The sequence below is a fragment of the Streptomyces sp. cf386 genome (genome assembly GCF_900103585.1).
Lineage (GTDB): Bacteria > Actinomycetota > Actinomycetes > Streptomycetales > Streptomycetaceae > Streptomyces.
In genome coordinates this window covers 686,366-704,531 of the sequence record NZ_FNHV01000003.1, presented here as the reverse complement: position 1 = coordinate 704,531, position 18,166 = coordinate 686,366, and the positions used below count along the sequence as shown (strand labels likewise).

17 protein-coding genes and 2 rRNA genes are annotated in these 18,166 nt (G+C 68.8%); 16 read left to right on the top strand and 3 right to left on the bottom strand.

The features are described from left to right. From BLU79_RS11160 to BLU79_RS11110, 11 genes are all read left to right on the top strand, one after another. A 23S ribosomal RNA gene (locus BLU79_RS11160) occupies positions 1 to 106 on the top strand; the annotation flags it as partial. Positions 107 to 200: 94 nt separating this feature from the next. Beyond that, a 5S ribosomal RNA gene (gene rrf, locus BLU79_RS11155) occupies positions 201 to 317 on the top strand. A gap of 59 nt (positions 318 to 376) precedes the next feature. Further along, a complete protein-coding gene (locus tag BLU79_RS11150; RefSeq protein WP_093905468.1) occupies positions 377 to 1,021 on the top strand; it encodes an HAD family hydrolase in 645 nt (214 codons plus the stop codon). Positions 1,022 to 1,111: 90 nt separating this feature from the next. Continuing rightward, on the top strand, positions 1,112 to 1,819 hold the full coding sequence (locus BLU79_RS11145; RefSeq protein WP_093905467.1) for a VC0807 family protein: 708 nt from the start codon (positions 1,112 to 1,114) through the stop codon (positions 1,817 to 1,819). A gap of 81 nt (positions 1,820 to 1,900) precedes the next feature. Further along, positions 1,901 to 3,133 (top strand): MFS transporter, encoded by a 1,233-nt coding sequence (locus BLU79_RS11140; RefSeq protein WP_093905466.1) that lies wholly within the window; start codon positions 1,901 to 1,903, stop codon positions 3,131 to 3,133. Then, entirely contained in the window at positions 3,084 to 4,256 is a 1,173-nt protein-coding gene (locus tag BLU79_RS11135) for an acetoin utilization protein AcuC (protein WP_093905540.1), read from the top strand. Before BLU79_RS11140 ends, BLU79_RS11135 begins: the two co-directional genes overlap by 50 nt. A gap of 550 nt (positions 4,257 to 4,806) precedes the next feature. Then, positions 4,807 to 5,616, top strand: coding sequence for a phosphatase (locus BLU79_RS11130; protein ID WP_093905465.1), 810 nt, complete (start codon positions 4,807 to 4,809; stop codon positions 5,614 to 5,616). 135 nt (positions 5,617 to 5,751) lie between these two features. Continuing rightward, positions 5,752 to 5,964, top strand: a complete 213-nt coding sequence (locus tag BLU79_RS11125) for a helix-turn-helix domain-containing protein (protein ID WP_004984898.1) — start codon at positions 5,752 to 5,754, stop codon at positions 5,962 to 5,964. A gap of 156 nt (positions 5,965 to 6,120) precedes the next feature. Continuing rightward, positions 6,121 to 6,219: a 30S ribosomal protein bS22 gene (locus tag BLU79_RS11120; protein WP_003948845.1), complete on the top strand. Its 99-nt coding sequence runs from the start codon at positions 6,121 to 6,123 to the stop codon at positions 6,217 to 6,219. A gap of 264 nt (positions 6,220 to 6,483) precedes the next feature. Further along, on the top strand, positions 6,484 to 7,545 hold the full coding sequence (locus BLU79_RS11115; protein ID WP_093905464.1) for an NAD-dependent epimerase/dehydratase family protein: 1,062 nt from the start codon (positions 6,484 to 6,486) through the stop codon (positions 7,543 to 7,545). Between the two features lie 14 nt (positions 7,546 to 7,559). Further along, positions 7,560 to 8,612 carry a lysophospholipid acyltransferase family protein gene (locus tag BLU79_RS11110; protein ID WP_093905463.1) on the top strand — a complete coding sequence of 351 codons (1,053 nt, stop codon included), beginning with the start codon at positions 7,560 to 7,562 and terminating at the stop codon, positions 8,610 to 8,612. Positions 8,613 to 8,687: 75 nt separating this feature from the next. On the opposite strand, the gene BLU79_RS11105 is transcribed toward BLU79_RS11110, so the two are convergent. The 3 genes from BLU79_RS11105 to BLU79_RS11095 form a co-directional block, all read right to left on the bottom strand. Beyond that, complete coding sequence (locus BLU79_RS11105; protein ID WP_093905462.1) at positions 8,688 to 9,935, bottom strand: DUF5667 domain-containing protein; 1,248 nt, start codon at positions 9,933 to 9,935, stop codon at positions 8,688 to 8,690. Positions 9,936 to 10,186: 251 nt separating this feature from the next. Next, positions 10,187 to 10,960 (bottom strand): ECF subfamily RNA polymerase sigma factor, BldN family, encoded by a 774-nt coding sequence (locus BLU79_RS11100; protein ID WP_093905461.1) that lies wholly within the window; start codon positions 10,958 to 10,960, stop codon positions 10,187 to 10,189. Positions 10,961 to 11,338: 378 nt separating this feature from the next. After that, positions 11,339 to 12,274, bottom strand: coding sequence for an HAD family hydrolase (locus BLU79_RS11095; protein WP_093905539.1), 936 nt, complete (start codon positions 12,272 to 12,274; stop codon positions 11,339 to 11,341). Between the two features lie 141 nt (positions 12,275 to 12,415). Here BLU79_RS11095 and BLU79_RS11090 point away from each other — a divergent pair, with 141 nt between their 5' ends. The 5 genes from BLU79_RS11090 to BLU79_RS11070 all read left to right on the top strand — a co-directional run bounded on the left by BLU79_RS11090 (position 12,416) and on the right by BLU79_RS11070 (position 18,156). Continuing rightward, on the top strand, positions 12,416 to 12,703 hold the full coding sequence (locus BLU79_RS11090) for a glutaredoxin family protein (protein WP_093905460.1): 288 nt from the start codon (positions 12,416 to 12,418) through the stop codon (positions 12,701 to 12,703). Positions 12,704 to 12,984: 281 nt separating this feature from the next. Further along, on the top strand, positions 12,985 to 13,755 hold the full coding sequence (locus BLU79_RS11085; RefSeq protein ID WP_093905459.1) for a redox-sensing transcriptional repressor Rex: 771 nt from the start codon (positions 12,985 to 12,987) through the stop codon (positions 13,753 to 13,755). Next, complete coding sequence (locus tag BLU79_RS11080) at positions 13,752 to 15,497, top strand: glutamyl-tRNA reductase (protein ID WP_093905458.1); 1,746 nt, start codon at positions 13,752 to 13,754, stop codon at positions 15,495 to 15,497. The genes BLU79_RS11085 and BLU79_RS11080 overlap by 4 nt, the downstream gene beginning before the upstream one ends. Then, on the top strand, positions 15,494 to 16,453 hold the full coding sequence (hemC, locus tag BLU79_RS11075) for a hydroxymethylbilane synthase (RefSeq protein ID WP_093905457.1): 960 nt from the start codon (positions 15,494 to 15,496) through the stop codon (positions 16,451 to 16,453). Before BLU79_RS11080 ends, hemC begins: the two co-directional genes overlap by 4 nt. Beyond that, a complete protein-coding gene (locus BLU79_RS11070; RefSeq protein ID WP_093905456.1) occupies positions 16,450 to 18,156 on the top strand; it encodes a bifunctional uroporphyrinogen-III C-methyltransferase/uroporphyrinogen-III synthase in 1,707 nt (568 codons plus the stop codon). Before hemC ends, BLU79_RS11070 begins: the two co-directional genes overlap by 4 nt. Positions 18,157 to 18,166: the final 10 nt, after the last annotated feature.

Genomic DNA, 18,166 nt, shown 5'->3' with positions numbered 1-18,166 from the left:
CTTGATGGGGTAAGGCTCCCAGTAGACGACTGGGTTGATAGGCCGGATCTGGAAGCACAGTAATGTGTGGAGGTGACCGGTACTAATAGGCCGAGGGCTTGTCCTCAGTTGCTCGCGTCCACTGTGTTGGTTCTGAAACCACGAACGGCCCCGCTGTAGTCACAGCAGCGGTGTGGCTTTGTTTGACAGTTTCATAGTGTTTCGGTGGTTATAGCGTGAGGGAAACGCCCGGTTACATTCCGAACCCGGAAGCTAAGCCTTACAGCGCCGATGGTACTGCAGGGGGGACCCTGTGGGAGAGTAGGACGCCGCCGAACAAATATTGAGAAAACCCCGCACCTTTTGGTGCGGGGTTTTCTGCGTTTAGGATCGCGGTATGCGCTATGACCTCGTCATCTTCGACAATGACGGTGTGCTCGTCGACAGTGAGCCCATTTCCAACCGGCTGCTGGCCGAGTATCTGACGGAGCTGGGGCATCCGACGTCGTATGAGGACTCCATTCGGGACTACATGGGGTCCGCCATGCACCGGATCCACGATCTGATCGAGGAGCGGACCGGGCAGAGGCTGCCGGCGGACTTCGATGATGTCTTTCATGCGCGGGTGTTCGCGGCGTTCGAGCGGGAGTTGAAAGCGGTGGACGGGGCCGCGGATGTGCTGGAGAGGCTGGCCGGGGACGGGGTGCCGTACTGCGTGGCCTCGTCGGGGAGTCATGAGCGGATCCGGGTGGGGCATCGGACGACCGGGCTGGATCGGTGGTTCGAGGACGGGTGGATCTTCAGTTCGCAGGATGTGGGGCGGGGGAAGCCGGCGCCTGATCTGTTTCTGTACGCGGCGGAGCGGATGGGGGTTGTGCCGGAGCGGTGTGTTGTTGTCGAGGACAGTCCGCTGGGGGTGCAGGCGGCCGTTGCGGCCGGGATGGATGTCTATGGGTTCACTGCCATGACGCCTGCCGCCAGGCTCGCGGGTGCCACTCATCTCTTCTCGGGCATGGGGGAGTTGGCCGGCCTGTTGGGCTGAGTCTGAGACCTGCTGGTCTGACATTTGTCATGCCGAGCTCCGGACGTTCGTTTCTACTGCAGGACCCCGGTCGGACGAGACGCTGACGGCATGACGACGCAGACGGGCAAGAAGACGAGCAGGCAGAACACCTTCGGGCCGCTGATCGTGGATGTGGCAGTGCCCGTCGGGTCGTACTACCTCCTCAAGGACGCCTTCGGGGCGAGCACCTTCATGGCGCTTGCCCTGAGCAGTGTGGTGCCTGCTGTGCGGACGGTGTGGTGTGTGGTCAAGGAGCGGCGGGTCAATGCGCTGGCCGCGCTCATCCTTGTCGTGAACGTGGTGTCGCTGCTGCTCAGTTTTGTCTCCGGGGACCCGCGGCTGATGCTCGCCAAGGACAGCGGTGTGAGTAGCGCGATCGGCGTTGCGATTCTGGTGTCGGTGGTGCTGGGGCGGCCGATGATGACCGCGGGGTTCAGGCCTTTCCTGGTGCAGGGCGACCCGGCCAGGGAGGCCGCCTGGGAGCGGTTGGCGGGTGAGTCCGCGGCGGGGTCTGCTGCGTTTGTGCGGTCGGAGCGGGCGTTCTCGGTGGTGTGGGGTGTCGTACTGCTCGTGGAGTGTGTGGTGCGTGTCGTCGGTGCGTACACGGTGCCCGTGGACACCATGGTGTGGCTCGGTTCCGTCATTCTGATCGGGTCCATGACGCTGGCCTTCGTGGTCAGCCGTGCGGTCGCCGCTGAACCCATGGCGCGGCTGCTCATCGCCGAGGTGAAGGCGGCTGAGGCTGCTGTGCGGGGCCGGGTTGCCGTTGTCGTCTGAGGGTGATGGCCGTAAAGCTGAGGGAAATTCATCTTTGGCTGGATCTACCCACGGGTAGTCCGGGGCCCTACGCTCGCCGCCATGACTGATGTGCTGCGGCGCGGTAGGGCCTCGTTGGCGTTCGGGTTTTTCGCTCAGGGTGTTGCCTTTGCCCTGCTCGTGACGCGGATTCCGGCGATCCAGGACCGGTACGGGGTCTCCGACGCGCTGTTGCCCGCCTTCCTCGCCGCCGTACCGATCCTGGCCGGTGTCGGGAGTGTGACGACCGAGCGGCTGGTGAGGCGCATACCGCCGAGCCGGCTGCTGCGCTGGTCCCAGCCCGTGGTGCTCCTGGCGCTGCTCGGGGTCGGGGCGGGGGAGCGGATGGTCGAACTGGGGCTGGCGCTTGCCGTGTTCGGGCTGGCCGTGGGGGTGCTCGATGCCTCGATGAACATGCTCGGGGTGAGCCTGCAGCGGTCGTACGGGCGCAGCATCATGCTCAGCTTTCATGCGGCGTTCAGCCTGGGTGGGATCGTGGGGGCCTCGCTGGCGTGGGTGGGGGCCCACTGGGATCTGGCGCTGTTCGTGTCGTATCTGCCGGTCGTGGTGGTGTTGTTGCCGGCCGCGCTGGTGGGGAGTCGGTGGTACGTCGATGGTGGGGGTGCGGCCGGGGGCGAGGCGGAGGGCTCGGGGGCGAGTGGGCACGTCGCCTTCAAGGTGCTGTTGCCGTTCTGCCTGGTGATGACCTTCGCGTATATCGGCGACTCGACCGTTTCCAACTGGAGTGCGAAGTATCTGCAGGATGTGCTCGGGAGTTCGGAGCAGCTCGCGACCGTGCCGTACAACGTCTACATGGTCACCACGTTGCTGGGGCGGGCCATCGGGGACTTCGGGGTGCGGAAGTTCGGGGCCGTCGTGGTGGTGCGGATGGGGGCGCTGGTGGCGGCCGTCGGGTTTGTGGTGGTGGCGGCGGCGCCGGGGGCATGGGTCGGGATGCTGGGGTTCACGCTGCTGGGGCTGGGGCTGTGTGTGCTGGTGCCGCAGACGTTCGCGGCGGCCGGGCGGATGGCTTCTGAGAAGTACGGTCCGGGGGCGTCGGATGCGGCCGTTGCGCGGCTCAACGTGTTCAATTACGTGGGGTTCTTGATCGGTTCGCCGATGGTGGGTGCGCTGGGCGATGCGTGGAGCTATCGCGGGGCCATGTTGGTGCCGATGGTGTTGGTGCTGGTGACGCTGGTGTACGCCCGGTCGTTCGCCGCTCAACCGGACCGATACGGTGGCGGGCATGAGCGGCCGCGCACAGCTGATGTGGGACGAGGCAGTAACGGGCTATGACTTCGGCCGGGACCATCCGATGGACCCGGTCCGGCTCGCGCTGACCAGGAGACTCGTCGATGCCTTCGGGCTGGACAAGGACATGGACGTCGTCGCGGCGCAGCCGGCCGGGGAGTCGACGTTGCGGTTGGTGCATCGGGAGGACTACATCGAGGCCGTGAAGGCGGCTTCGGTGGATCCGCGGGCGGCCGATCAGTCGTATGGGCTCGGGACGTTGGACGATCCCGCGTTCGCGGGGATGCATGAGGTGTCTGCGCTCATCGCCGGGCAGTCGGTGGGGGCGGCGGAGGCTGTGTGGCGGGGGGATGCGCTGCATGCGGTGAACTTCGCGGGCGGGTTGCATCATGCGATGCCGGGGGGTGCGTCGGGGTTCTGTATTTACAACGACGCGTCGCTGGCTGTCGCTCGGCTGTTGGAGCTGGGGGCTGAGCGGGTCGCCTACATCGACGTCGATGTGCATCACGGGGATGGGGTGCAGGCGGCGTTCTGGGAGGACCCGCGGGTGCTGACGGTGTCGTTGCACGAGCATCCTCGTACGTTGTTTCCGCAGACCGGGTGGCCGGAGGAGACCGGTGCGGGGGCTGCGGAGGGGACGGCCGTGAATGTGGCGTTGCCGGCCGGGACCGGGGACGCGGGGTGGTTGCGGGCGTTTCATGCCGTGGTGCCGGAGGTGATTGCTGACTTTCGGCCGCAGGTGTTGGTGACTCAGCATGGGGCCGATACGCACTTCGAGGATCCGCTGGCGCATCTGGCTGTGTCGTTGGATGCGCAGCGTGCTGTGCAGGTGGCGTGTCATGACCTGGCGCATGAGTACGCCGAGGGGAAGTGGGTCGCGCTGGGTGGGGGTGGGTACGCCGTGGTGGAGGTCGTGCCGCGGTCGTGGACGCATCTGGTGGGGATTGTGGCGGGGCGGCCGATTGAGCCTTCGGCGATGATTCCGGAGGCGTGGCGGCAGGAAGTCTTTGCGCGGACTCGGCAGTTGGGGCCGGTGCGGATGACTGATGGGCGGTGGCCTGTGTCGTGGGGGGACTGGGAGGCGGGGTACGACCCTGCGGATCGGTTGGATCAGGCCGTGCTGGCTACCCGTAAGGCTGTGTTTCCGTTGCGGGGGTTGTTGGCGTGAGGGGGGGTGGGTGCGGGTGGGGTATTTCTCGCCCCCGCCGCCCCTACCCGTCCCATCCTCCAGGGGCTCTGCCCCTTCGACCCCGCTCCTTCCTGGGGGCTGCCGCCCCCAGACCCCCGCTATCGGCCCCGAAAGGGCCTCGTCCTCAAACGCCGGACGGGCTGAAATGCCCGGACCGGCGTCGAGATGGTGCCGTCGTCCCCTGTGGGTGGGTGGGGGTTGGGGACGGTGGGTCCTCGTCCTCAAGCGTCGGGCGGGTTGAAATGGCCGGACCGGCGTCGAGTTGGTGCCGTCGTCCCCTGTGGGTGGGTGGGGGTTGGGGACGGTGGGTCCTCGTTCTCAAGCGTCGGGCGGGCTGAAAATGCCTGGGTTGGTGCCGTCGTTCCACTAAGGCGCCCCCTGCGAGTGGGTGGGTCAGAGCCTGCGAAGTCGCCCTCGATCCGCCAAGGCGTCCCCTGGTGGGGGCTAGGGGCGGCGTCGCTTAGCCCAACAGCGCGGTGTTTGCCCGTTCCGCCATCCCCGTGTTGCCCCATCCGTCACCATCACTCACGTGTTGAGTACCGGAGCCCTTCGCGCTCATCTTCTGGCTGCTCGGCTTGCTGGGGTCGTGGCTACTTCTCGGGAGGTGAGTCTTCGGAGTTATCGGCTTTTTGCTGCTCGGGATCCTCGGGTGCTCATGGGGCTTGATCCTGAGTGGAGTTGGCGGGTGCGGGATTTGGTTGCGTTGATGGCGGACAAGTGTGGGGTTTCGGCCGATCCGGCGCATGTATCCGGCCTTGATGTGATCGATCCGGAACGCACTTTGCGTGGGTTGGATGCCTTCGGCGAGCGGATCGGGGTGGCTGTCGACCGCCGGGCGCCTGTGCTGATCGGGACCGGGCATCCGCATCGACTGCTCGGGTTCTACGCCGCCTTGGCGGACGCGTTGTCGGCGGCGGGGTGTGCCGTCCTCACTCCCGCGCATGGTCGTCGTGTCGACATAACGACCCGGTTCGGCCTACGCACGTACAACCTTGACTACGTACGAGGAGTCGCGTTGGTGCGGGAAGCCGGCGCTCCGAGCACCGGGCGTGAGACCGGCGCACATACGCATTCACCCCTCCCGGTTCGTACCGCTCTGGCCGCTGCGGCCGAGGCCGGTGGGCCGTTGCCCGAGCTGGTGATCGGGGATCACGGGTGGGTCTGCGGGGCAGGTCAGCTGGGGTTTGAGGCCATTGGTCTGGCCGATACGAATGACCCCGCGCTCTTTGTGGGGGAGGCCGAGGGGTCCGTGTCCGTCGTCGTTCCACTTGATGACGCTGTGCGGTCTGATTACTACCGGCCGCTTACCCGCTACGTACTCAATCGAGCGTGTCTGTGACGGTTAGGCGCCGATGGGTGCACCTCTTCCCCACTCGCATCACCCGCCCCTACCCTGGGGAGTGAGCACGCAACGACGAAGAGTCACCGGAAGGGGAAGCCGGTGGCCGTCGAGTGCGGAAGGTTCAGGTGTGTCATGGCTGCAGCTGGCGAGAGGCCTCTGAACGAGGTTCAGTTCCTTACCGTGGCGGAAGTCGCCTCGGTGATGCGAGTGTCGAAGATGACCGTGTACCGGCTGGTGCACAGCGGTCATCTGCCCGCGATCCGGGTGGGGCGGTCCTTCCGCGTCCCCGAGCAAGCGGTTCACGAGTACCTCCGCGAGAGTTATGTGGGGGTGGAAACCGCCTGACGGCAAAGGGTGAGGGGGGATCCTCAGGGCTTTGCGGGATTCCCCCTCGTCCCCTCGATTACGACCTCAGCGCTCGGACGGGTAGGCTAGCCCCTCGTAGGTCGTATGGGCCCATGGCGCCCAACGCCGAGTGATGAGAAGTGAGCGAGGGTAGTCGTGGGCTCTGTTATCAAGAAGCGGCGCAAGCGGATGGCCAAGAAGAAGCACCGCAAGCTGCTCAAGCGCACGCGCGTTCAGCGTCGCAACAAGAAGTAAGCGACGCCGCGGAAGCGGCGTGTCTGTGGCCCCCCACCACACCTGGTGGGGGGCCACACGCGTATCAGGGGCGGTGTGCGAAGGGCCGAACTCTGTGCGTATGCCTGGACAAAGGGTTGATCCGTCCGGTCGTACGCAGGGAATTCTCGTCACTTCATGCATTGGGCGGTCATCACAGCGCAACATCGACCCGCTAAGTTGGCCGCACACGGGGAACTCGGCAGGGTACGCAGGGGACGAGTGCTGGAAGGAAGGCGCTGAATCTTGGGCAAGGTCGTGCTCGTGACCGGAGTGGCCCGTCAACTGGGGGGCCGGTTCGTACGACGGATCCAGCGTGACCCACAGGTGGACCGGGTGGTGGCCGTGGACGCGGTGCCGCCGGAGCACCATCTGGGGGGTGCCGACTTCATCCAGGCCGACATCCGGCAGCCCACCATCGCGCGGGTGCTGGCCGAGAGCGGCGCCGACACCGTCGTACACATGGACGTGACCGGAACCGCGCTGGGCAGTGGCAGCCGGACCACGGTCAAGGAAACCAACGTCATCGGGACGATGCAGCTGCTGGGCGCCTGCCAGAAGTCCCCGACCGTCAAACGGCTCGTGATCAAGTCCAGTACGAACGTGTACGGATCCGCGCCCCGAGATCCGGCCGTCTTCACCGAGACCACCCCGCCGAAGTCCCTGCCCAGCGGCGGCTTCGCCAAGGACACGGTGGAGGTCGAAGGCTATGTGCGGGGCTTCGCGCGGCGGCGGCCGGACGTGGCCGTGTGTGTGCTGCGGTTCGCCAACATCCTCGGGCCGAGCGCCGAAACCCCCCTCGCCTCGTACTTCTCGCTGCCCGTGCTGCCGACCGTGTTCGGGTACGACCCGCGGCTGCAGTTCGTGCACGAGGACGACGTGATCGAGGTGCTGCGCATCGCCTCGCACGAGCCGGAGCGGGGCACGCTCAACAGCGGCACCTTCAACATCGCCGGCGACGGCGTCCTGCTGCTCTCGCAGTGCTCCCGGCGGCTCGGGCGGCCCACCGTGCCGCTGCTGCTGCCCGCCGTCACCTGGGCGGGCTCCCTCGTGCGTACGCTGGGCATGTCGGACTTCTCGCCCGAGCAGATCCGGCTGCTCACGCACGGCCGGGTCGTGGCGACGGACCAGATGCGGGAGACGCTCGGATTCACGCCGAAGTTCACGACGGCGGAGACCTTCGCGGAGTTCGCGCGCAGCCGCGCACCGGGTCTGCTGCCGCCGGAGGCCCTCGCGGGGGCCGTCGACCGGATCGCCGCGCTGCCCGTCCTGGGCGGCGGCCACCTCCCGACTCAGAGCGCCAACTGAGGAGCGCATCAACGATGGCGGACGCCAAGGTCATTCCGTTCGACGACGACCGTACCCGTGGAAGCGCCGTGCAACGGCCGTCGCGGCGGCGGAGCGCGGGGAGCCGGCGCAAGAGCGGTGAATCCGCGCTGGTACGCGAGGTCCAGCCCCTCCCCGGACGGTCCTTCGCGCAGGATGATGTTCCTGTGACACGTGAGGAACAGCCGCCCCAGCAGCCCCAGGACGACGGCGGCCTGGAGCGGCGTATCGCGAGCGGCCTGGCCTTCCTGCGCCGCCGCCTCACCGGGGACTACGACGTCGACGACTTCGGGTACGACGAGGAGCTCACCGACCAGGTCCTGATGTCCATGCTGCGCCCGGTGTACGAGAAGTACTTCCGGGTCGAGGTGAAGGGCGTCGAGAACATCCCCGCCGAGGGCGGCGCGCTGATCGTCGCCAACCACTCCGGGACGGTGCCGCTGGACGGCCTGATGATGCAGGTCGCCGTGCACGACCATCACCCGGCGGGCCGCCATCTGCGCCTGCTCGCCGCCGACCTGGTCTTCATGCTGCCGGTGGTCAACGAGCTCGCCCGCAAGCTCGGCCACACCCTGGCCTGCGCGGAGGACGCCGAGCGGCTGCTCGGGCAGGGCGAGCTGGTCGGGGTGATGCCGGAGGGCTTCAAGGGGATCGGCAAGCCCTTCTCCGAGCGCTACAAGCTGCAGCGCTTCGGCCGCGGTGGCTTCGTTTCCACGGCCCTGCGCCAGGGCACGCCGATCATTCCGTGCTCGATCGTCGGGGCCGAGGAGATCTACCCGATGATCGGCAACGCGAAGACTCTCGCCCGTCTGCTGGGCTTCCCGTACTTCCCGCTGACCCCGACCTTCCCGTGGCTGGGCCCGCTGGGCGCGATCCCGCTGCCGACGAAGTGGACGATCCAGTTCGGCGAGCCGATCCCCACGGACGGCTATCCGCCGGAGGCCGCCGAGGACCCGATGCTGATGTTCAACCTGACCGACCAGGTCAGAGAGCAGATCCAGCACACGTTGTACAAGTTGTTGGTGCAGCGGCGGTCGGTGTTCTTCTGACGGTGGACGTGGTTGTACGGCAATGGGGGCGCCCCTCCCGTGAGGGGCGCCCCCATTGCCGTACTGCTTGTGTGGCTAGTTCGCGTCCTCGCCCTCGATGCCCAGGCCGGGCAGGAGGCCCGGGAGGAGGGGTGGGAGGGTGACGGCGGGTTCGGTGCTCGGGGTCGATGTGGAGGGGGACGTGCCGGTGCTGCCGGTGTCCTTGGGCGGGTCGAGCAGGCCTCCGGTGCTGCCGCCCAGCAGGCCCTCGCTCTCGCTGCCCGAGCTCTCGGCGGAGTTGCTGGGGCGGCTGGAGCGGTTGCCGTCGGAGGAGCCGCTGCCGCCGGCGCTGGGGCGGGCCGACCGGTCGGAGTCGGACGTACCGGTGGACGCCGATCCGGAACCGCCTCCCCGCTTGCCGTCGCCGCCCGGTGCGGGGGGCTGCGGGAGGAGGGACTCCAGCGGGGCGACCTCTTCGTCTATGGCGTCGAACACCGACGACACCCGGTCACTGACGTCCCCCAGCTGGAGGGGAAGCCGCTCGCGAAGGCTCCCCCACGCCGCGCGGTGCGAGCGTGAGAAGGCGGAGAGGGCCTGGATGGGGCCCAGGGAGCCCGGGTCGCGCTGGTAGGCCTCGCGCAGCAGGCGATGCCCCTCCGAGGCGTCGTGCTGCATGCCGGACAGGGCGCGGCGGATCTCCGCCATCGACTCGTGGTCGAGCTGTCCGCCGCGGCCGCGCTCCATCAGTCGCCGCGCCTCGCTCAGCCGGGTGGAGGCCTGGTCGAGGTAGGAACGGCCGCGTTCGTCGTCGCCGTCGGCCAGGACGTTGAGCTTGAAGTCCTCGATGCCGCGTTTGAGGCCGTAGAGGGAGTCACCGGGCAGGGCGTCGGCGCTCGCGGCGGATACTCCGCCGAAGGCCCCTGCGGCGACACCGACACTGAGCCCGCCCGCGGTGAGGCCCTTGGCCAGCCGCGAACGTGGTCTCAGCTTCCCCAGTGGGGATGCCCGGTGAGCGCCTCGTGCCCGGTCCGTACGTTGCCCGGGCAGGGCCGGTCCCGCCTCGCCCCCCGCGGTGCCCTCCTGCAGCATGGCCTCCATCGCGGCCACGAGCTGGGCCCGCTGGACGACCTTGACCTCGGGGTCGAGCACGGGCTTGGGCAACTCGCCGAGGTCCTCGGTGAGGGCCAACAGGCGCCCCTGCTCGCCCTGTTCCGCAGCAGCCGGTGCCGGTGCCGATCCATTGGGCTGCTCGGCCTGCTCGGCCGCCGAGCCCCGGTCGGTCAGCTCCTCCAGGGCCTGGGCGAAGGCGTTCGCCCGCCGGTGTGCCGATACGTTCGCGATCACTGGCGGCACCTCCTCTCGTGATGACGGTCGGCTCCCCAGGGGGTCCTGAGGGTTGCACGCCCTGACCACATGCACACGATCGAGTGATCGAAGTCGGCCAGGGAGTGACCACAGGGAGCCTGCATCCCGCACAACGAGTGGCTCGGCACTTGGGTTACGGACGGAGGATGAACGGACCGCGAAGTCAACAGACTTTCACCGACGGTGAGTTGATGGTTGCTGAGAGTATCGGGTCGGTATGGGTGGCGTGCTCAGCGCACGTCGTCCGGGAGGAGCCGGGCGAGGGTGCGTACGGCCCGGTACTGGAGGGTCTTGATGGCGCCCTCGTTCTTGCCCATGACGCGGGCGGTCTCGGCGACGGAGAGGCCCTGGAGGAAACGGAGGGTCACGCACTCCTGCTGCTGCGGGTTGAGCCGTCGTACGGCGTCGAGGAGGGCGGCGTTGGAGAGGGACTCGAGGACGGAGTCCTCGGGGGAGCGCTCGACCTCGTTGGCGTCGAGCATCTCGCCGGTGGTCACCTCCAGCCGGAAGCGGCTGGACTTGAAGTGGTCGGCGACGAGGTTGCGGGCGATGGTGACGAGCCAGGCGCCGAAGTCCCGGCCCTGCCAGGTGAAGGTGCCGATGCGTCGGAGTGCCCGCAGAAAGGTCTCGCTCGTGAGGTCCTCGGCGGTGGCCTTCCCTCCGACGCGATAGTAGATGTAGCGGTAGACGGTGTCGCTGTACTGGTCGTACAGCCGGCCGAACGCGTCGGCCTCGCCGGCCTGCGCGCGTTCCACGAGATCCATCATTCGAGCGCTGTCGCTGTCCGCGGCGGGCCGCCGAGCGGTCGCCGCGCCGGTCGAGCGCCCCCGTCTGCCGACGGCGGCGGTGCCGTCGGCGAGTGCGTAGCACGGGCCTACGGGCGCGGTGGTAACGGCGAGGGCGGGGACGGCGTACGCGGTGGGGACGAAGCCGCGCAACAGGTCTTGGACCGTTGCGCGCAGCGTAGCCAGGCCCGAGGCGTCAACCCCGACGTGTGGGTACACGGGACTCCCAGAGGCAGAGCTTCCATCACGTGCAGTGCGGGACCGTTCACCCGTCGTAGCGACGGAGGGGTACCGGATTGCGTCTGAGGAGAATAACGCTTCGTGCAGGCACTGCTACGCCCAGTTGCTCAAATCACCGATTGCGTCTCTTCTGTAACCGATTGACGGCCGATCAAGTGCCGCAGAGTGACCGTTTGTTGATCGAATCCGCCCATGTTCCGGCTGACTCCGGGGCGTGTTGTGGCCGTGTGCAGCCAAGGGGACTGGACAGGCGGTCACGGGGGTATGGGTGCGGATTGGCCGTACGGCTGGGCGCGGCAGAAAGCGCCGGCCGAATGGAGCTGGGTCGGCCGGCGCTGGGGTGCAGATTCTCGTTGCCTACCGTCGGCGCCGGTGCAGTGCGATCGCCGCGGCCGTTCCGCCGGCCACGGCACCCACTCCGGCGGCCGCCGGGATGCCGACCTTCGCCGCCTTGCGGCCGGTGCGGTAGTCGCGCAGGCGCCAGTCCAGCTTGCGGGCGTGCTTGCGGAGCTTGCTGTCGGGGTTGATGGCGTAGGGGTGGCCGACGAGGGAGAGCATCGGGATGTCGTTGTGGGAGTCGCTGTAGGCGGCGCAGCGGGAGAGGTCCAGCTCCTCCGCCGCGGCCAGGGCGCGGAGCGCCTCCGCCTTCGCCGGGCCGTGCAGCGGTTCGCCCACCAGCTTGCCCGTGTAGACGCCGTCCACCGACTCCGCCACCGTGCCGAGGGCGCCGGTGAGGCCCAGGCGGCGGGCGATCACCTGGGCGATCTCCACGGGGGCCGCCGTCACCAGCCACACCTTCTGACCGGCGTCCAGATGTGCCTGGGCGAGGGCGCGGGTGCCGGGCCAGATGCGCTCGGCCATGTACTCGTCGTAGATCTCCTCGCCGATCGACATCAGCTCGGAGACCCGGTGCCCCTTGACGATGGACAGCGCAGAGTCGCGCGCGTCCTGCATGTGTTCCGGGTCCTCGACGCCCGCCAGCCTGAACCACGCCTGCTGCCAGGCGAACCTGGCGAGGTCGCGTGTCTCGAAGAACTTCCGCTTGTACAGGCCCCGCCCGAAGTGGAACAGCGCGGCGCCCTGCATCACGGTGTTGTCGAGGTCGAAGAAGGCGGCGGCCTTCTCGTCGCCGAGTACCGGGAACTCCGGTTCCTCGGAGGGGTCCTCGGGGACTTCGGACACTGTCGCTTCCTGCGACGACTTGCGCGCTGCCTCTGCCGAGGCCTCGCCAGCCAACACGCTCCGCGCCGTGGCGGAGCGCCTACGGGGAGTGAGCCATCCAAGAGCGGCCATGACCGTGAGCATAGCCAGTTTGTTCGGTGCTACCGGAGTCGAGAGGTTTGAAGGGTGTGAACTCTCCGCGACCGCGCAGTTAAACGGCGTGGCGGAGCGCGCGATCGGGCGATATCGAGCGATCAGGTGTCGCGCGGGAGAATGGCTGACATGAGTCCCTTCTTTCGTCGCGGTACGGCCAAGTCGCCCCGGGAGCGGCTGGTCACACTCATCCGCAAACCCGGCTGTCATCTGTGTGATGACGCACAGATCGTCATCGAGAAGGTCTGTGCCGACCTCGGCGTTCCGTGGGAGCAGAAGGACATCACCCAGGATCCCCAACTCCACGACCAGTACTGGGAACAGATCCCCGTCGTCCTGGTCGACGGGGCCCAGCACACCTTCTGGCGTGTGAACGAAGATCGCCTGCGCAAAGCACTGACCGGCTAGTCCAACTGGCCGGGAAACTGGCTTAGGATCGACGGCGACCTGGTCTGGGGGGCGAGGATCGTTGAGGAGAGTGTGCGGTTTTGCCCCCGAAAGCAGAGGAACGGTGGTGCGTATGCGCCGGTTCCACAGCTGTGCGCCGGGCGTGCGTGAGCCCGGTCACGTTGGGCGGGCAAATCGGACACCATCTTTGTGCACGCGTTCACAAAGACATAGCCTGCATTCGACGGGGCGGTCTGGGGACGTGTGACCGCCTGCAGCCCCGCTCTACCCGCAGGAGCACCGTGGCAACTGGCCGAACACACCGACCGGCGACCCGTAGCCGAGGGATTCCCGAGGCCACCGTCGCCAGGCTTCCGCTGTACCTCCGCGCGCTGACCGCACTGTCGGAGCGCTCGGTACCCACGGTCTCCTCCGAGGAGCTCGCGGCCGCGGCGGGGGTCAACTCCGCCAAGCTGCGCAAGGACTTCTCGTACCTCGGGTCGTACGGAACGCGCGGTGTCGGCTACGACGTCGAGTATCTCGTCTACCAGATCTCCCGCGAACTCGGCCTGACCCAGGACTGGCCGGTTGTGATCGTCGGTATCGGTAACCTCGGCGCCGCTCTGGCCAACTACGGCGGCTTCGCCTCCCGTGGCTTCCGGGTCGCCGCGCTCATCGACGCCGACCCGGCCATGGCCGGCAAGCCCGTCGCCGGGATCCCCGTGCAGCACTCCGACGACCTGGAGAAGATCATCCAGGACAACGGCGTGTCCATCGGCGTCATCGCGACCCCCGCCGGTGCCGCCCAACCGGTCTGCGACCGGCTCGTGGCCGCCGGGGTCACCTCCATCCTGAACTTCGCGCCGACCGTGCTGACCGTCCCGGACGGCGTCGACGTGCGCAAGGTCGACCTCTCCATCGAGCTGCAGATCCTCGCCTTCCACGAGCAGCGCAAGGCCGGCGAGGAGGCCCACTCCGACGGCGCCGGTCCGGCCGCCGTCACCCGCGAGGGGTCCGACGACTCCGCCGACCAGGGACCCGACGGGGACGTACCCGCCGTGATGCCGGCATGAGTCTCCTCGTCGTGGGGCTGAGCCACCGCAGCGCCCCGGTCAGCGTTCTGGAGCGGGCCGCGCTGAGCGCGGACGCCCAGATCAAGCTGCTGCAGGACACGGTCGCCGCCGAACCGGCCACCGAGGCCGCCGTGCTGGCCACCTGCAACCGCATCGAGCTCTACGCCGACGTGGACAAGTTCCACGCCGGCGTCGCCGAGCTGTCCACGCTGCTCGCCCAGCACAGCGGGGTCGGGCTCGACGAGCTCACGCCGTACCTCTACGTCCACTACGAGGACCGGGCCGTCCACCACCTGTTCTCGGTGGCCTGCGGGCTCGACTCCATGGTCGTCGGCGAGGGGCAGATCCTCGGCCAGATCAAGGATTCCCTCGCCAAGGCGCAGGAGTTGCACAGCGCCGGGCGGCTGCTGAACGACCTGTTCCAGCAGGCCCTGCGGGTCGGCAAGCGCGCCCACTCCGAGACCGGTATCGACCGCGCCGGACAGTCGCTGGTCACCTTCGGTCTGGAGCAGCTGGCCACGGGGACGGACGTGGCGGCCTGGGCCCGCGGCAAGAAGGCCCTCGTCATCGGCGCCGGTTCGATGTCCTCGCTGGCCGCGGCCACGCTCGCGCGGGCCGGTGTCGCCGAGATCGTCGTCGCCAACCGCACCTACGACCGCGCCGAGCGGCTCGCTCAGATCCTCACCGAGGTCGACGGCACGGACGTGCCCGCCCGCGCGGTACCGATGGAGTCGGTGCCGGTCGAGCTGACACGTGCCGACGTCGCCGTCTCCTGTACCGGCGCGACCGGGCTCGTCCTCACGGCCGAGGAGATCGCGTCGGCGGTCGAGGGCCGTACCGGGCGGCCGGTCGCCTTCGAGGAGGCCGAGGGCGGTGTCCGTACGACCGTCCAGGCGCCCGCCGCCAGGACGAGCGGCGACAGCGTGGACGTACCGCAGACTCCGCTGCCGCCCACCAGCGTCGGCACCGACGAGGACTGCCCGTTGGACCTCGCCGCCGTGCAGGGAGGTTTCTCTGTCATGGGGGAGGCCGCCGTCGCCGGCATGGACGCGGCCACGCTGGAGCAGCACGCGGCCTGGGCGACCGGCAGTGCCGTCGACCGCCGTGAGGCCGCCCGGCGCAGCCCCGAGGCCGACGCCGAGCTGATCACCGCGCTCGCCGCGACCGTGGCCACCGTCGGCCGGATCCCCGAGCGCCGCAAGCCCGAGCCCGTCGTCGAGGTGCCCCGCCCCGCGCCGGTGCTCTCGCTGCTCGACCTCGCCATGCCGCGCGACATCGACGCCGCCGTGCACCGGCTGGCCGGGGTGCGGCTGGTGGACATCGAGTCGCTGGCGGAAGCCTCCGCCGACGCCCCGATGGCGGCCGACGTCGACCAGGTCCGCCGTATCGTTTCCGACGAGGTCGCGGCCTTCGGGGCGGCGCTGCGGGCCGCGCACATCACGCCCACCGTCGTCGCCCTGCGCGCGATGGCCGCCGATGTCGTGACGAGCGAGATCGCCCGCCTCGAAGGGCGGCTGCCCGGGCTCGACGACAAGCACCGCGGCGAGATCACGCAGACCGTCAAGCGCGTGGTCGACAAGCTGCTGCACGCCCCGACCGTGCGGGTCAAGCAGCTGGCTGCCGAGCCCGGCGGCGCCGGATACGCGGACGCGCTGCGGACCCTGTTCGACCTCGACCAGGAGACGGTGGCCTCCGTCTCCCGCGCCGAGGACAGCACCGAGAAGAACCGAGGCCCACGATGACTCAAGCGCCACTTCGGCTCGGCACCAGACGCAGCAAGCTCGCCATGGCCCAGTCCGGGCAGGTCGCGGACGCCGTGCGCCAGGTGACCGGACGGCCCGTCGAACTCGTCGAGATCACCACGTACGGCGATGTCTCACGCGAGGCCCTCGCGCAGATCGGCGGCACCGGTGTGTTCGTCACCGCGCTGCGGGACGCGCTGCTGCGGGGCGAGGTCGACTTCGCGGTGCACTCCCTGAAGGACCTGCCGACCGCGCAGCCAGAGGAACTGGCCCTGGCGGCCGTTCCCGTGCGCGAGGATCCGCGCGATGTGATCGTCGCGCGGGACGCGCTGAAGTTCACCGACCTGCCGCGCGGGGCGCGCATCGGTACGGGTTCGCCGCGCCGGATGGCGCAGCTGAACGCGTACGCGCGCAGCCACGGGCTGGACATCGAGGCCGTGCCGATCCGCGGGAACGTGGATACGCGCATCGGGTTCGTGCGCGATGGTGAGCTGGATGCGGTGGTGCTCGCTGCGGCCGGGCTGCAGCGCATCGGCCGTATCGACGAGGTGACCGACTTCCTGTCGGTCGACACTGTTTTGCCCGCCCCCGGCCAGGGGGCACTGGCGATCGAGTGCACCGCGGACAACGCGGAACTGATCGCCGCGCTCGGCGAGCTCGACGACCCGTTCACGCGGATCGCCGTGACTGCCGAACGCTCACTGCTCGCCGCCCTGGAGGCCGGCTGCTCCGCCCCTGTGGGCGCGCTGGCCGACCTTCTGGCCGACGGGCAGATTGTCAAGGAAATGCGCCTGCGCGGCGTCGTCGGTACGACCGACGGCACGCGGATGGTGCAGCTGTCCACCACCGGTCCCGTGCCCGAGACGCACGACCAAGCGCTGGCGCTCGGTCGCGAACTCGCCTCCGAGATGCTTGCCCAGGGCGCGGCCGGTCTGATGGGGGAGCGAGCACATTGAGCCCCACCACCCTTCCCGCCGGCCTTGAACACGGGCACGTCACCTTCCTCGGTGCCGGACCCGGGGATCCGGGGCTACTGACTCTGCGCGCCGTAGAGGCGCTGGCGAACGCGGACGTACTCGTCGCCGAGCACGAGGTGCTCGACGTCGTACGCCAGCACGCCAGACGAGGCGTTGCCGAAGTGCACACGGATACGGGTCCCGATGCGGACACCGTCCCGGGCACAGGCACGCCTCAACTAGCGGTTGTTGACGGCGCGTCAACGACCGCTGGGCTACCCGTCGTGCGGGATGCCGCACATCTTGTCATGGAGGCCGCACGCGGCGGCAGGCGGGTCGTACGTGCGGTGTCCGGGGATCCCGGGCTCGACACGTACGCCGCCGAGGAGATGCTCGCATGCGCCGCGGCGGGCGTGCCGTTCGAGGTCGTGCCGGGTGTCGCCGCGGCCGTCGGCGTGCCCGCGTACGCCGGTGTGCCGCTGCGGGACGCGCAGGGCGCGGACGTGCGCTTCGTGGACGCGCGGACCGCTTCGGATCGGTGCTGGACCGAGGTCGGGGCGTCGGACGGGACGGTCGTCGTCTCGACGACGCTGGATTCCGTGGGTGCGGCCGCCGGTGAGCTGGTGTCGGCGGGGCGCAAGCCCGATACGCCGATGACGGTGACTGTGGCTGGTACGACCACTCGGCAGCGGACCTGGACCGCGACCCTCGGGACCATCGCCCAGACGCTCAAGCAGGCCAAGGTGCTGCCCTCGCCCGAAGGCGGGCGGCCGGTGATAGCCGTGGTCGGTGAGCGTTCCGCCGCAGCACAGCGCGACCAGTTGTCGTGGTTCGAGTCCAAGCCGCTCTTCGGGTGGCGGGTGCTTGTGCCGCGTACGAAGGAGCAGGCGGCTTCGCTCTCCGACCAGCTGCGGTCGTACGGGGCCGTGCCGCACGAGGTGCCGACGATCGCCGTCGAGCCGCCGCGGACGCCTCAGCAGATGGAGCGGGCGGTCAAGGGGCTGGTGACCGGGCGGTACGAGTGGATCGCCTTCACCTCGGTGAACGCGGTCAAGGCCGTGCGGGAGAAGTTCGAGGAGTACGGGCTTGATGCTCGGGCGTTTGCCGGGATCAAGGTCGCCGCGGTGGGGGAGCAGACGGCGAAGGCGCTGGTCGCCTTTGGTGTGAAGCCGGATCTGGTGCCGAGTGGGGAGCAGTCGGCTGCGGGGCTGCTTGAGGACTGGCCGCCGTATGACCCTGTCTTCGACCCGATCGACCGGGTGTTCCTGCCGCGGGCGGACATCGCCACGGAGACGCTTGTGGCCGGGCTCATCGAGCTGGGCTGGGAGGTCGATGACGTCACGGCCTATCGGACCGTGCGGGCCTCGCCGCCGCCGGCGGAGACCCGGGAGGCGATCAAGGGGGGTGGCTTTGACGCCGTTCTCTTCACCTCGTCGTCGACCGTGCGGAATCTGGTGGGGATTGCCGGGAAGCCGCACAACGTGACGGTGATCGCCTGTATTGGACCTGCTACGGCCAAGACCGCCGAGGAGCATGGGCTTCGGGTGGATGTCATGGCTCCGGAGCCGTCTGTGCACAAGTTGGCCGAGGCGCTTGCCGACTTCGGGCTGCGGCGGCGGGCTGCGGCGCTGGAGGCGGGGGATCCGGTTACTCGGCCGAGTGAGCGGCGGCCGGGGGCTCGGCGGAGGCGGTCTACTACGTAGGGGCGTGGGG

What these genes read in the sequence shown, in the direction of transcription:
- BLU79_RS11150 (WP_093905468.1), top strand. Translation starts at nt 377, where the DNA reads ATGCGCTATGACCTCGTCATCTTCGACAATGACGGTGTGCTCGTCGAC.
- BLU79_RS11145 (WP_093905467.1), top strand. Translation starts at nt 1,112, where the DNA reads ATGACGACGCAGACGGGCAAGAAGACGAGCAGGCAGAACACCTTCGGG.
- BLU79_RS11140 (WP_093905466.1), top strand. Translation starts at nt 1,901, where the DNA reads ATGACTGATGTGCTGCGGCGCGGTAGGGCCTCGTTGGCGTTCGGGTTT.
- BLU79_RS11135 (WP_093905540.1), top strand. Translation starts at nt 3,084, where the DNA reads ATGAGCGGCCGCGCACAGCTGATGTGGGACGAGGCAGTAACGGGCTAT.
- BLU79_RS11125 (WP_004984898.1), top strand. Translation starts at nt 5,752, where the DNA reads ATGGCTGCAGCTGGCGAGAGGCCTCTGAACGAGGTTCAGTTCCTTACC.
- BLU79_RS11110 (WP_093905463.1), top strand. Translation starts at nt 7,560, where the DNA reads ATGGCGGACGCCAAGGTCATTCCGTTCGACGACGACCGTACCCGTGGA.
- BLU79_RS11095 (WP_093905539.1), bottom strand. Translation starts at nt 12,274, where the DNA reads ATGGCCGCTCTTGGATGGCTCACTCCCCGTAGGCGCTCCGCCACGGCG.
- BLU79_RS11090 (WP_093905460.1), top strand. Translation starts at nt 12,416, where the DNA reads ATGGCTGACATGAGTCCCTTCTTTCGTCGCGGTACGGCCAAGTCGCCC.
- BLU79_RS11080 (WP_093905458.1), top strand. Translation starts at nt 13,752, where the DNA reads ATGAGTCTCCTCGTCGTGGGGCTGAGCCACCGCAGCGCCCCGGTCAGC.
- hemC (WP_093905457.1), top strand. Translation starts at nt 15,494, where the DNA reads ATGACTCAAGCGCCACTTCGGCTCGGCACCAGACGCAGCAAGCTCGCC.